The organism is Promicromonospora sp. Populi, from assembly GCF_041081105.1.
Lineage (GTDB): Bacteria > Actinomycetota > Actinomycetes > Actinomycetales > Cellulomonadaceae > Promicromonospora.
Genome location: NZ_CP163528.1, coordinates 4,426,602 through 4,441,327 on the forward strand (window position 1 = coordinate 4,426,602; position 14,726 = coordinate 4,441,327).

General features: G+C 66.7%; 6 protein-coding genes. All 6 read left to right on the forward strand.

Features of this window, described 5'->3' with window-relative positions:
- Positions 1 to 12: 12 nt before the first annotated feature.
- The 6 genes from AB1046_RS20085 to AB1046_RS20110 all read left to right on the forward strand — a co-directional run bounded on the left by AB1046_RS20085 (position 13) and on the right by AB1046_RS20110 (position 14,600).
- A complete protein-coding gene (locus AB1046_RS20085; RefSeq protein WP_369371045.1) occupies positions 13 to 1,110 on the forward strand; it encodes a pseudouridine synthase in 1,098 nt (365 codons plus the stop codon).
- Between the two features lie 39 nt (positions 1,111 to 1,149).
- Positions 1,150 to 2,385 (forward strand): alanine racemase, encoded by a 1,236-nt coding sequence (alr, locus tag AB1046_RS20090; RefSeq protein WP_369371046.1) that lies wholly within the window; start codon positions 1,150 to 1,152, stop codon positions 2,383 to 2,385.
- A 47-nt stretch (positions 2,386 to 2,432) separates the two neighbouring features.
- Positions 2,433 to 3,002 (forward strand): tRNA (adenosine(37)-N6)-threonylcarbamoyltransferase complex ATPase subunit type 1 TsaE, encoded by a 570-nt coding sequence (gene tsaE / locus AB1046_RS20095; RefSeq protein ID WP_369375785.1) that lies wholly within the window; start codon positions 2,433 to 2,435, stop codon positions 3,000 to 3,002.
- Between the two features lie 146 nt (positions 3,003 to 3,148).
- The gene (locus tag AB1046_RS20100; RefSeq protein ID WP_369375787.1) at positions 3,149 to 6,772 is read left to right on the forward strand and encodes a LamG domain-containing protein; all 3,624 of its coding nucleotides are present in this window, start codon (positions 3,149 to 3,151) and stop codon (positions 6,770 to 6,772) included.
- A 65-nt stretch (positions 6,773 to 6,837) separates the two neighbouring features.
- Complete coding sequence (locus AB1046_RS20105; RefSeq protein WP_369371047.1) at positions 6,838 to 13,755, forward strand: toxin C-terminal domain-containing protein; 6,918 nt, start codon at positions 6,838 to 6,840, stop codon at positions 13,753 to 13,755.
- Entirely contained in the window at positions 13,752 to 14,600 is an 849-nt protein-coding gene (locus AB1046_RS20110) for a hypothetical protein (protein ID WP_369371048.1), read from the forward strand. The genes AB1046_RS20105 and AB1046_RS20110 overlap by 4 nt, the downstream gene beginning before the upstream one ends.
- The last annotated feature ends 126 nt before the right edge of the window (positions 14,601 to 14,726 follow it).

The window sequence follows — 14,726 nt, forward strand, 5'->3', positions numbered from 1 at the left end:
TAGGTTGACGACGTGACCTTCTCGTCGTCCGGCGGGGGCGCCGGACGCACCCCCGGCCCCGCCAAGCACCGGCCTCCGCTCCCCGTCCGGGACGGGCTCAACCCGACCCGGATCGTGCTGCCGCACGAGCCCGACGTGGTCGCGCGGTTCCCGTTCGCGCTCGACTACCTCCTGGACCGGTTCCGCGACGACGAGGTGCGCCTGCGCGAGAAGCTGGCCCTTGGCGAGGTAGTCACGGGGCACGGCGCTCCGCTGACGCCGACGACGCCCTACGAGCCGCGCGGCTTCATCTACCTCTACCGCGACCCGCCGGCGCACGAGGACAAGATCCCGTTCGAGCCCGAGGTGCTGTTCCGCGACGAGAACCTGCTGGTAGTGGACAAGCCCCACTTCCTGGCGACCACGCCGCGCGGGCGGTGGGTGCGCGAGACCGCCCTGGTCCGACTCCGGGTAGCCCTCGACCTGCCCGAGCTCTCGCCGGCCCACCGGCTCGACCGCGGCACGGCGGGTGTGCTCGTCCTTACCGTTCGGCCCGAGGTGCGCGGCGCCTACCAGGAGGCGTTCGCCCGCCGCGCGGTGCGCAAGGTCTACGAGGCGGTGGCGCCTCTGGCGCCGTCGGGCAGCCTGGTGCAGTCGGAAGGTGCGGCGCAGTCGGGTGGTGCAGTGCAGTCGGGGAGTGTGGTGCCCGACGGCGTGCGGGTGGCCCGGGGCGAGTCCGTCACGGTCCGCAGCCGCATCGTGAAGCGGCGCGGCGTGACTCGCGCCGAGGAGGTGCCTGGCGAGCCGAACGCCGAGTCCCTGATCACCCTTGCCACCGCCGACGCGGCCCGCGGCCTGGGCCTCTACCGGCTGGAACCGCACACCGGCAAGACCCACCAGCTGCGCCTGCACATGGCCTCCCTCGGGCTGCCGATCCTGCACGACCCGTTCTGGCCCGAGCTGCGCGACACCGAGCCCGACGACTTCGACCGCCCGCTGCAGCTCCTGGCCCGCTCGCTGGAGCTCACCGACCCGCTGTCGGGGCGTCCCCGCCGCTTCGAGTCGCGCCGAACCCTGAGCGAGGCGCCCGTGTCAGAAAGCTCAAGTCGCGGGGGTGACCTGAGCGGCTGACCCGTCCGCTCGGAGGTGACAGGTGCAAGAATCTTGCAGATGAGCACCACCCCCGCCTACCCTGCGCGCGCCGTCGTGGATCTGGACGCGATCCGCGACAACGTGCGTGCCCTGCGGGCCATCGCACCGACCGCGCAGGTCATGGCCGTCGTCAAGGCCGACGCGTACGGGCACGGCCTCGCCCCCGTGGCCCGGGCGGCGCTCGCGGGCGGCGCGACCTGGCTGGGCGCTGCACAGAACGTGGAGGCGCTGGCCGTCCGAGCCGCCGTCGGGCCGGGACCGCGGATCCTGACCTGGCTCTCCGCACCCGGCGCACCCTTCGCCGAGCTCGTCCGGGCCGACGTCGACATCGCGATCGCCGCCGCCTGGGCCCTCGACGAGGTGGCCGACGGCGCCCGCGCGGCCGGCGGCACCGCCCGCGTGCACCTCAAGGTCGACTCCGGGCTGGGCCGCAACGGCATCACACCCGAGGACCTGCCGGCCGTGCTCGACCGGGCGGTGGCGCTGCAGCACGAGGGTGCGCTCGCCGTCGTCGGCGTCATGTCGCACTACGCGATCGCGGACGAGCCCGACGACCCGTCGGTGAAGATGCAGACCCACGCCTTCGAGGAGGCGATCCGCACCGTCGAGGCAGCCGGGCTGCCCATCGAGGTGCGGCACATCGCCAACTCCGCGGCCACCCTGACCAACCCCGCCGCGCACTACGACCTCGTGCGTCCGGGGATCGCCGTCTACGGGCTGTCCCCGGTGCCGCACCTGGGGGTGCCGAGCGACTACGGGCTGCGCCCCGCGATGACGCTGGAGGCCCGGCTCGCCACAGTGAAGCGCGTGCCCGCCGGCCACGGCGTCTCCTACGGCCACTTCTACATCACCACACAGGACACGGTGCTCGGCGTGATCCCGCTCGGCTACGCCGACGGGATCCCGCGCCACGCATCCGGCGGCTCGCTCGGCCCGGGCGGTCCCGTCCTCGTCGGCGGCGGGGTGGACGACGTCGCCGCCCCCGGCACCGGCCTCGGCACCGCCCGCGTGCTGCGCGTGGTCGGCCGGGTGTGCATGGACCAGATCATGCTCGACCTCGGGCCCTATGCCCCCGAGCAGGCCGGCGACGTGGTGACATTGTTCGGGGCGTCCGACGGGCTCGCCCGCGCCGGCGCGCCCAGCGCCGAGGACTGGGCCCAGGCCGCCGGCACCATCAGCTACGAGATCGTGACGCGCCTCGGCGCGCGGGTGCCGCGTGTGTACGCGGGCACCGCAGGAAGGGAGACCGCGTGAGCGGGGCAGTGAGTGGAACCGGCGAGACGGCCACGTCGTCGCGGGTGGTGACGTCGGAGGTCTCGACGTCGGACGTAGCGACATCGCAGGTGGTGAAGCTGGAGCTGGCCGACGCCGGCACGACGCGCGCGCTCGGCGCGGCCCTCGCCGCAGAGCTGCGCGCGGGGGACCTGGTGATCCTCACGGGTGACCTGGGGGCGGGCAAGACAACCCTGACCCAGGGCATCGGAGCGGCGCTGAACGTGCGCGGCCAGGTCGCGTCACCCACATTCATCGTGGCGCGCGAGCACCCGCCGCTGCCGCGCCCGGACGGATCGCGCGGGCCCGGGCTGGTGCACGTGGACGCCTACCGGCTCGGCGGGCTGAGCGAGCTCGACGCGCTCGACCTGGACTCCTCCCTCGAGGACTCCGTCACCGTCGTCGAATGGGGGCGTGGCCTGGCGGAGGCGCTCGCGGACGACCGGCTGGAGATCGACCTGGAACGCCCGCGGGGGGCGCCGTCGTTCGACCCGGGTGTGGCCGTCGAGGAGGACCCGGAGGCGGGGACCCGGCGGGTGACGATCCGCGCGGTCGGGCAGCGCTGGGCCGGTGTGGACCTCAAGGGAATTTTGGCCTGAGGGCTGGTTGCCCTGGATGAAAGATCACCCACTACTGGCGGAAATCACCCGCTGACTGAGCCCAAAGCTCTACTTTGGGTATGCGCTCTCCATTAAGTTCACCTCCGGTAGCCGCCGCCCTGGCGATTGCCAGGGGGAGGAACGTGATGGTGCACGACTTGACTTGGCCGCGCGTGTCGGGGGCCGCGTTAGCGTCGGCTCTCGTCTGTGCGACGACTCTGATGTCCCTGGTAGTTGGCTCGGTCGTGCCGGCCTCGGTGGCCACGGCGCTTGATGCTGCTGACACGACAAGCGCTGTCGCCGCGGTGGACGACGACGTCCCTGACGGTGCGCTGATCGAGTCGGGCAGCGGGCTCGAGGGCACTGACCCGCTGGAGGAGACCTCATCGGCCGAGGCCGAGGCGCTCGCCGAGGCTGCACAGACGGGAACGCCGGTCGAGGTCGTCGCCAAGAGGGGCGAGACCCGTGAGCTGTGGGCTCAGTCCGATGGTTCGATCGAGGTTCGGGAGTTTGTGTCCCCGAAGTGGACCCGCACCGAGGACGGCTGGGCCGAGATCGACCTCGATCTCACCGAGACACCGGACGGCGCGGTGTCACCCGTGGCGTCGACCGTCGACGTGCAGTTCTCTGGCGGGGGCGACGACCCGCTGGTGCGGATGACTCGTGCTGGTCGAGTGCTGGAGTGGACCTGGCCGGAGGCACTGTCTGAGCCCGTGCTCGCAGGAGACACGGTGACGTACCCCGAGGTCTTGGCGGGAGTCGATCTGCGGATGACCGCGGTCCCGGACGGGTTCTCGTCGTCACTGGTGGTCAAGACCGCAGAGGCGGCGGCATCGCCCGAGCTGGACGCTGTGACCTTCGGGATGCGGACGCAGGGCCTGGACGTCGATGTGACCGAGCAGAACGCGCTGGAGGTGCGGGATACCGCGTCGGATGCCCTGGTGTTCGAGGCGGCTCCTGCTTCGATGTGGTCCTCGGCGACTGCCTCGGAAGCGGGTACGAGCAGCCCTGCGTCCAGGATCAGTGCGGCGGCCGCGGACGCCGAGGACTCGCCTGCCGGCGAGGTTGCGCCCGTGGGAGTGAGCGTGTCGCCGGGTGGAGACGCGATCACGTTGACTCCGGACCAGGAGATGCTGTCGTCGCCGGACACGACCTTCCCTGTCGTGATCGACCCCTTGGTCAAGACTCCCCGTGCCGGTGGTTGGACAAGTCCGAACAAGTCCTGGCCGACGCAGTCGTACTGGCTTTTCAAGGGTGACTCGACGGCTGGCCTGGGCAACTGCGCCGGCTGGGCAGACTGCCCCGGCGGATCGATGTACCGGTTGATCTACCAGTTCGACACAGCCGGGTTCTTGGGCAAGCAGATCCTGAATGCGGAGTTCGTCGTCCGCAACACACATTCCGCAGTGTGCGAGGACCACCGGGTGAGTCTCTGGCGCACCAAGGCGATCAACAGTGCCACCACCTGGAACACGCAGGCCGCCGCTGGCTTCTGGGTCGAGCAGGTCGCGTCGGCGACGTTCAACTACGGCGGTTCCCAGAGTGGTTGCGCCCCGGCGGCCGATGCCGAGTTCGGTTTGACCTCCTACATGCAGCAGGTCGCGGACAACGGCACGAGCAAGTCGGTCGCTCTGGGTATGCAGGCGGCTTCGGAGACCGACAAGAACCACTGGAAGAAGTTCTCGCGGATGGGATTTCTGCGGGTTACGTACAACAGCACTCCGACGGTCGTGAAGCTGAGCCACATGGCGTTGACGTATGGCGGAGCGTGCGACGACTCGTCCGTGGACGCTCCGCTGCGAACGGGGCGGCTGGGGCTGCTGCGGGTGGCGTACGCAACCGATCCTGACCCCAGTGAGCGGATCCGGGTGCAGTTCAGGCTCGAACGCGCGGATGGCACAGAGTTCTGGACCGGGACCTCGACCGAGAAGCTCAAGCAGTCGCCGTTCGCGTTGTCGATGCCCTCCACCACGCCGAAGAACGCGCGGATGCAATGGTCGGTCCGGGTGTACGACGGACACCGGTACTCCGCGTGGTCGGCCCGGTGTCAGTTCGTGTACGACACCACATTGCCCGCGCCGCCACGGATCACGGCCCCGGAGTATCCGGAGACAGATCCGAGCGATCCGGATGCCATGCCGAACGACGGTGTGGGTGAGTACGGGTGGTTCACGATCGATTCCCCGAGCTGGGACGTGGTGAAGTACCGGTACCGCTTCAACGACGACCCGTACAAGACCGAAGAGGGCTCGTCTCTGACGATCGCGTACTTGCCCTTGGAACCGGGTGCGCATCAGCTGGTTGTCTCTGCGATCGACGGGGCGACCAATGACTCGTCGGCGACCTATACGTTCTGGGTGGCGCCCGGCCGGGACCAGGTGGGCAACTGGACATTCGACGAGCCGGTCGAGGGCGATCCGGTTCCGACCGGCTACACGGCTGGCGGTAATGCCACGGTTACCGCTCCAGAGGCTGATGCAAGGCTCCACGGCTCGCTGCTCGAGGTCGACGGCAATGGTGACTACGCGGTGTCCAGCGCCGGCAGGGTGAACACGTCGACACACTTCGCTGTGGAGGCGTGGGTCAAGCCGGACTCGGCGGCCCCGACCGGTGTGCGGATGATCGCCACACAGTCGGGCGCGTTCAAGCAGGGTTTCATGCTGTACTACTCCGCTGCTCAGGGTGGCTGGAACTTCGGGACCCACGAAACCGACACTGCCAGCGCGGACAACGTCCGAGTGACGTCGAACCAGGAGTACCGGGTAGGTAGCTGGACGCACCTGCTAGGCGTGTATGACGCCTACCGCGACCGGCTCATTCTGTACGTGAACGGCGTCAAGTCCGAAGCCTCGTGGGACGGCGCGTGGAATGCCACCGGTGCCGTCCATATCGGGGCGGGGAAGTACGGGTCTGATGCGCCCACACTCTTCTTCGACGGCCAGATCGATCAGGTGCGGACCTACGACCGGATCGTGACGGGTCCCGAGGCCGCGAAGCTCTCCCACATCCCGCCGGCTGTCGTAGCCCGCTGGAACTTCGAGGACCAGCCGTTTGACGCGGCTACCGGATTTGATAACGCGGCAACGGCACAACTTCCGGCTGCCGGAGACCCGTTGGCGCTGACTGCGCCGACCGGCGGCGCCGGACAGTCGTTGGAAGGTCGGGTCGATGCGTTCGCGATCAAGCTTGATGGTCAGGCGGGACACGGCGCCACCGCGCTGGATGCGTTGTCGTCGTTGAAGCCGACTGAGAGTTTCACCTTGAGCACCTTTGTACAGGCTGCCGGCGTACTACCTGATGAGAGTTACGCGACCGCGCTGAGCTGGACCGGGTCGGAGGAAGAGGCCATCCAGGTCCGTGCCATGGGATACAGCACGTCCGACGACCCAGGCCTCGTGCAGTGGCAGCTCGTGCTAAGGGAGAGCAACTCCCCTTCGGGGATCGCGCACGTAGTGGCGAACGACTCCCAGCCGTTCAGCTCGAGTTGGACGCACCTAGCGGTGGTGTACGACGCCCCGACCCGAACGGCAACTCTCTATGTCAATGGATTCAGCCCGGAGACGAGCCAGGTGACTGGCTCGGCACCATTCGAGACGGTGCGGCGATTCAATGCGGGCCGCGGCTTGAGCGGAGGTTCATGGACGCACTACTGGCCTGGCCTTGTCGATGACGTCTGGGTCTTCCGCGGTGCGCTCACCGAGAGCCAGATCGAGCGGCTCAGCATCGGAAGCAGCGAGATGGCAACTGAGGTTCCGGGGGCAGCTCAATGAGCGGACGGCGCCGGGCAGGGCGACTGCACATGGCGGACAAGGACGGCGCGATGATTGGGCTAGGAATGACTCGCAAGGCACGTTTGGCCTGGCAGACAGTTGCGTTCGCCCTGACGGGGGCGCTGATGGCCGGGCTGCTGGTCACAGCAGGGGGCACAGCGGTCGCAGCCGACACCGAGACCGTGGCTCCGGATCTCGGGGTTGACGTCGCAGGCGAAGACGCAGCTCAGTCTGAACCAGCCCTGATCGAGGACCGTCCCGTCCTGGAGGCCCTGGAGGCGGCGTGGCCAGACGGTGGCAAGGCAATCGTTCCGGTTGCGGGCACGAAGTCGAGTGCACCTCTGGAGGCGACTTCCGTCGGTGGACTGCCGGTCAAGATCGACCAGGCCGCTGGTGCGCCCGTCGCTGAGGTAGCCGTTCAGGTGGAGGCACCGGAGCCTGAGGGTTCGAAGGACCCCCAGCCCAACCTCCTGCTGGCTCTGTCCGCGCCCTCCGCATCGGAGGGAATCCGTTCGACGCTCGGGCAGAACGTCGCGGGAGCTGGTGTCGCCAGGGACGCGGTCGTCGACGTCGAAGTGGACTACGCGGAGTTTGCCGGCGCGTTCGGCGGTTCGTACGACGACCGCCTCACGCTGGTAGCGGTTCCGGCGTGTGCCCTGACAACGCCGAGCAAGGCCGCGTGCCTGAAGGAGACGCCGGTCGTCACGACCAACCAGACCGGCACGGACACCCTCGTAGCCCGCGATGTCGCGATCCCCGCGGACGGCAGCTCGAAGGTCCTGATGGTCACGGCGGACGTGGCCTCGGAGTCGGGCAACTTCGGCGCGAGCCCCCTGTCGCCGTCGAACACGTGGTCCACTGACCTCCAGTCGGGCGCGTTTTCCTGGTCGTATCCGATCAGCACGCCCGACGTACCGGGGAGCTTCACCCCGACCCTTGGCCTGTCGTACTCGTCGGGCGGAATCGACGGTCGCACCGGAGGCACGAACAACCAGGCGTCTCTGGTCGGTGATGGGTTCGACCTGTGGCCGGGGTACATCGAGCGCAAGTACAAGTCGTGCGCGCTGGACGACGTGCGGAACGACGGGGGAAACCCGATCGGTGACCTGTGCTGGGACTACAACAACGCGTTCATCTCCTTCAACGGTGCCGCGGGTGAGCTGGTCCCGTCCGGCACCAACACGTGGCGCCTGGCCAAGGACGACGGCACCAAGATCGAGCTGCTGAAGGACACCGCGCGGGGCAACGGAGACGCGGACGGCGAGTACTGGCGGGTGACAACTCCGAACGGCACGAAGTATCACTTCGGGTACCAGCGGTTGCCGGGCTGGGAGACCGGGGACCCGGTCACGAACTCGACGTGGACCGCTCCGGTGGTGGGAGACAACACCGGCGACCCGTGCAACACGAACGCCGGCAAGTGGTGCACGCAGGGGTGGCGGTGGAACCTGGACTACGCCGTGGACGCCGCTGGCAACATGATCACCTATAACTACACCAAGGAGACCAACTACTACGGGCGCCTGGGCGACCCGACCCTGGCCACCGGTTACACGCGCGGTGGGACGCTGGCCAAGATCGAGTACGGCCTGCGTGGCGGCGACCTGGTCGGTGCCGGTGCGGCGCAGCCACTGGGCCGGGTGGCATTCACCTATGCGCAGCGGTGCCTCTCGGACACCCCGGGCGGCGCCCAGTGCACGGACATCAGCACCCAGCCCTCGGGTTGGTACGACACTCCTTGGGACCTGAACTGCTTCAGCACAGCGACGTGTGATCAGGGGCGGACGTCGCCGTCGTTCTGGACGCGCAATCGGATGACCAAGATCACCACCAGCGTGTTCGCGGACGCGGCGTGGAAGAGCGTCGACTCGTGGGACCTGACCCACAAGTGGGGCACGGCCGACACCGACTACCAGCTGGAGCTGGCCAGCATCAAGCGGACTGGGCACACCGGGCCGACCGAGGCACCCACGATCAGTCTGCCCGCGGTGAGGTTTGCTTATGCTCAGCGCCCCAACCGGTTGGACAAGACGGGCGATTCGCAGGCGCCGTTCGTCAAGGAGCGCTTGGCCACGATCATTGACGAGACCGGCGGTCAGGTCGACGTGCTGTACTCGGCGCCGGCTTGTGTCGAGGGATCGCTGCCGCCGGCGAACGACAACACGACCCGGTGCTTTCCGCAGATCAGGTCGATGGGTGAGGTGCAGCCAGCAGTCACGGACTGGTTCAACAAGTACGTGGTCACCAGCGTGACCACCACCGATCTCACCGGTGGCGAGCACCAAGCGCCGGACGCGGTCACGAGCTATGAGTACCTCGGTGGCGCCGCCTGGCACTGGGACGAGTCGACCGGCATGGTCCCGGACGAGGAGAAGACCTGGTCCGACTGGCGCGGGTACGGCCACGTGCGGGTCAAGACCGGTACCACGAACGCGCCCAGGAGTCAGTCCGAGCAGTGGTTCCTACGGGGCATGGACGGCGACCGCAGCAACAGGGAAGGCACGGCAACCAAGTCCGAGTCCGTCACGCTCCCCAGCGGCGAGGGCGCGGCGATCACCGACGCGCCGCAGCACGCGGGGTTCTCGTACAGGTCCGCCACGTTCTCCGGGCCCGGTGGGAACATTCTGTCCAAGACGGTGAATCGCCCGTGGTGGCACCAGACTGCCGTGAGCCAGCGTGACTGGGGCACCATCCGTGCCGGATTCTCGCGCGCGTCGACCACCAAGACCTGGACCAGTCTCGACGAAGGCGCGGGTTCGTCGTGGCGCACCACCGAACAGGTCAGCACCTACGACACTGTCGCCGGCCGCGTCACACAGGTGGCCGACAAGGGCAACACCGTAACCACCAACGACGAGCGTTGCGTAAAGACGGCATACGCGACAAACACGACCGACAACATCCTGGGCTTGCACTCGCGGTCGCAGACCTGGGGCGTCGGGTGCGCAGCCACCCCGGACCGGGCCGGCGGAGACGTGATCTCCGACGTGCGTTATGCATATGACGGCGGCAACTACGGGGCCGCGCCGAGTATCGGTCGCCCCACACGGGTAGCGGACCTGGCCGGGTACACCGGTGACACGATCAAGCGGATCGAGACCGGTACGACGTACGACACCTACGGGCGGGTGCTGACGGTCACTGAGGTGGCTGCGGACGTCCTGGAGGCTGCCAACGGCACTCTCACCCGCACCGCACGGTCGGATGCTTCTACAACCACGACGGAGTACACCCCGGCCACGGGGTTCGCCACGTCGATGAAGGAGACGACGCCGCGGGCCATAGCAGGCTCGGCCGCGTCGGCGTTGACCACTACGACCACGTTGGATCCTGTGCGCGGGCTACCGACACTCGTCAGCGACCCCAACGCCTACACGACCAAGGTGGCCTACGACGCACTCGGGCGCACCAGCAAGATCTGGTTGGCCGACCGGGTGACCACGATGATCCCATCCACCGAGTTCTCCTATCGGATCTCTGATGGTCTGCCAGTGCGGGTTGGAACCACGACGTTGAGCGACGATGGAGACCCGCGCACGTCATACACCTTCTACGACGGGCTGCTGCGCCCGATCCAGACCCAGGAGCCCGGCGTATCGGGTGGGACGATCCTGACCGACACGTTCTACGACGGGCGTGGTCTGGTGCATACGGCCTACAACCCGTACTACTCGACCAGTGCCAACCCGGGAACGTTGTTCGACTCGTACTCCGAAGTGGTCGTCGAGTCCCAGGTCCGCACCGAGTACGACGGGCTAGGGCGGCCCACGCTGTCCAAGCTGATGGCGGGCGACGACGACGGTCAGCCTGTACGGTCCACAACGCGCACGATCTATGACGGTGACCGCACTACGGTGATCCCGCCAGTGGGGGCGACCCCGACTACCACCCTGACTGATGCCAGGGGCCGGACCACGGAGCTGCGTCAGCACTACTCTCGCACCAACCTGGATCCGGACGCGACGACTGGTTTCGACCGGACGCGCTACACGTACACCGGCCGCGACGAGCTCGCCAACGTCGTCGACTCCGCTGGGAACACGTGGACCTATACCTACGACCAGCGTGGTCGGCAGACCTCCTCGACTGACCCCGACGCCGGAACCACTACCAGCACCTACGACGACTTCGGTCAACTCCTCACCACCACCAACGCTGAGAACGAGACACTCGCCTACACCTACGACGGACTCGGTCGCAAGACCGGGCTGCGCGACGGATCGGCGACCGGCGTGCCACGGGCATCGTGGACGTACGACACCGTTACCGGGGGAAAGGGGCAGCCTGCGACGTCCACCCGGTTCGAGAACGGCGCCAGCTATGTCACGCAGGTGGCTGGGTACGACCGGTTGTACCGGCCCACCCGTACCGCAGTCACCATTCCGAGCACTGAGGGCGCACTGGCGAAGACCTACATCTCCAACACCGGCTACGCCGCTGACGGGTCGGTGCAGGCGATCGGCTTGCCTGCAGCGGGGTCGCTACCGGGCCAGACGGTCGGGTTCGAAGCTGACCCCAACACCGGGTGGGTCACGGCGACAAACGGGCCGAACGGGTTGCGCGCCGACGCGACGTACGACTACGTCGGCAGGCTGATCACGCTAGGTATGGCCGCTGGTGTATCCGAGTCGGTCATCGCGTCGAACACCTATGACGCTGCAACCAGCCGGCTGGTCCGGTATCAAGCCGATCGCCTGGAGCAGCCTGGGTTCGACAGGTCCGAGACCTACACCTACGACGAGGCCGGGAACGTCCTCTCGCTGGAGGACGTGTCTCGCACCGGTACGGACGTGCAGTGCTTCGATTACGACTATCTGGCGCGCATGGCCGACGCCTGGACGCAGAAGACCGCTGGGTGCGCCGCGACCGGGCAGGCGGCCGCGGACGCCAGCAGGATCGGAGGAGTCGCGCCGTACTGGCATGAGTACACCTACGATCTGGTCGGCTCACGCCAGACGGAGGTGCTGCACACCGTTGCTGGTCAGGCGCTGACCACACGTGACTACCAGTACTCGGCGGGCCAGCCGCATGCGGCCACGGGTGTGGTCCAGAACGTGGCAGCGTCCGGGGGTAACCCGGCCGTGACGTCTCAGGAGACCTACACCTACGACGCGGCGGGGCGCACGACTGCCCGGCAGATCGGCGGCGACACCCAGAATCTGACCTGGTCACCCGAGGGCCGTGTCGAGTCGGTAGAGAACGCGGACGCCACAGGCGCTGAGTACGTGTACGACGCCGACGGGAACCGGCTGATCTCCCGTAATACAAACAGCGACGGCACCACCGACACGACGCTGTACCTGGGGCACACGGAGGTCACGGTCTCGTCCGCGGAACCGACGGTCGCCAAGGCGACCCGTTACGTGGACCTCGGTGGCGGGCACATGGCCGTCATCGACAACAGCGGAGCGGTGACCTTCAACCTGGCCGACCACCATGGCACGGGGCAGCTCAGCGTGAAGGCATCCGATATGTCGATCACGCAGCGCCGCACCACGCCGTTCGGACAAATGCGCGGTACAGAGCCGACGGCCTGGGCAGGTACGCGGGGCTTCGTCGGAGGTTACGACGACACGGAGATCACGGGCCTCGTGTCGCTCGGTGCGCGAGAGTACGACCCGGATCTAGGCAGGTTCATCAGCCTCGACCCGATCATGGACCTGACTGATCCACAGCAGATTCACGGGTACTCGTACGCGAACAACAGCCCGGCTACCCTGTCGGACCCGACTGGGCTCTGCCCGGGTGGCGGACCGATTCTGGAGGGCGCGTTCTGTGACTTCGGGGATGGGTGGCAACAGATCGGCCCCATCAATACGGGCGTGGAGGATGCTCCGTTCATCCAGGGTGCGAGCCCGACCGAGGTATACGAGGCTGCGGCCGCGCGGGTAAGTAATCCTGGAACTCCGACTGACGGTCCGACGGAAAGCGAACAAGCGCGTGCCGAGCGGATCCTGAGCAAGTCCGTCACGGACGTAGCCATGGCGCTGGGCTGGGAAGCGCTGAAGGAATTCATCGGGTGGAACGACCTGATGGGCTGCCTCGGTGCGGACGTCATGTCCTGTGCATCACTTGCCTTCGGCATCCTCCCCGTCGGCAAGGGCTTGAAGGCGGTCAAGGCCCTGTACAAGGTGATCGAGGGTGCGGTCGACTTCTACAAGACCGTGAAGTGGGCCCGGGGTGTCATGTCACGGGTCGGCACGAAGGCCAAGCAGATCATCGGTGGGTCTCCATCGTGCTCGACGAAGAATAGCTTCGTGCCAGGCACGTTGGTGCTGTTGGCCGACGGGTCCAAGAAACCGATCGAGGAGATCGAGCTTGGTGACGAAGTTCTGGCCGCAGACGACGAGACTGGTGGGGACATGGAGGGGCGTGAAGTCTCCGCACTCATCACCGGCACCGGCGCCAAGAACTTGGTCACTATCACTGTCACGGATACCGATGGAGGAACTGGCGAACTCGTCGCTACCGACAGGCATCCATTCTGGTTGCCAACTAGAGGCACGTGGGTGGATGCCGTCGACCTGCAAGCGGGAGACTGGCTGAAAACGGCGGCTGGCACCCGAGTTCAGGTCTCTGCCATTCGAATCGGGCGCGACCGTGCGACCGTGCACAATCTTACAATCGTCGGCGAGCACACGTACTATGTAATCGCGGGCAAAGCTTCGGTACTTGTTCACAACCAGAACTGCAACCCGATGACGAGGGAGCAGTCCGATGACATCGCGAAATTCCTCGGGTACACAAAGACAAATGAGCGGTCTGCGGGTAATGCTCCGATTTGGAGGCATCAGAAGCCTGGGGCTGGGCAGCCCAAGCTCATCACATGGGATCGGACAGGGCATGGTGGTGGCATCTTCAAGGGATCCAATAGCAAGAGGAATCCATTCCAGTCGACAAGTTCCAGTGCACGTGATGGGTCGTTCGATCTCGAAATCGCGGATAATGGTGATGTGGTCGGCCTTATCATGGTTCGCAAGTGATTGAGATCTGTGTCGCGCCGCGCGACGAATCGGTGCGTCGTGATCTAGATAGATCGTCGGCCTGGCGCGGGTTCGAGCGAGATCTCCGAAGGGTTCTCGGAGATCTCATCTCGGCGGCGCAGGTTGAGCAGTTCGAAGTGCTGGACCTATTCGTCGGAGAGGTGCCTCCGGACGCGTTGAGCGCGTTGCGGAACGGCTCGGTGCTGGCTCGAGATGAAGCAGTCGAGCTGGTTGTGCGGATGGCTGCCGGGCATGGACCATATTGCGTGTTGTCGGCGTCTGGATTCCGAATCGAGTGCTCTTGGGACGGGTCGGTATATGTAATGGCTCCTTCCGAGTTGTCGGCGCGGATTCGTAAAGGCTCGGACCTGCAGGTTGAATATCGAGAGGCTCCCGCTCCCCAGCAGCGAGTTGAGAAGTCTGTCGAGGCGGTTGCTGATGACGCCTTCTGGGACGCGGTGTCGCGAACTTCGGCAGACCTGAGGCTTGTATGTGAGCGGTGGGCCTATGGCTCACTTGGCACGCGCTGGTTCCAGATCGGCAGTGGTTCGCTTGACCACGTTGTGGCATCTGTTCGCCCGCGTTCCTTAGTAAGCGTCCTGCTCGATCCGGAGACAAGGCTAGACCGACTTGATCTCGACGAGGGATTCACCGCGCTCGGCCCGCTGAGTGCAGCCGGAGAGATGCAGCACCGGGAGTTCCCTCTTGGCGCGGATTCCATTGATGACGTCGTCAGTGAGGGATGGCGTCAGGCAGTGGGTGAGGCGGACCGCTGGTCATGGGTCGCCGCGGTGCCCGACGCGGATGGGGTACTCCGGATCGCGTGGCCCATGCCTGAGGCTTGACCTAATCCACCAGCAGCCTCGATTATTCAGTCCGAAGTGATTCATGTGGCTACGACGCCATGGTATTGGTTTTCGTTCGAAGGTCGAAGCTCCCTAACAACCGACGAGGTCTTGACCGACAAGCAC

What these genes read in the sequence shown, in the direction of transcription:
- alr (WP_369371046.1), top strand. Translation starts at nt 1,150, where the DNA reads ATGAGCACCACCCCCGCCTACCCTGCGCGCGCCGTCGTGGATCTGGAC.
- AB1046_RS20100 (WP_369375787.1), top strand. Translation starts at nt 3,149, where the DNA reads ATGGTGCACGACTTGACTTGGCCGCGCGTGTCGGGGGCCGCGTTAGCG.
- AB1046_RS20105 (WP_369371047.1), top strand. Translation starts at nt 6,838, where the DNA reads ATGACTCGCAAGGCACGTTTGGCCTGGCAGACAGTTGCGTTCGCCCTG.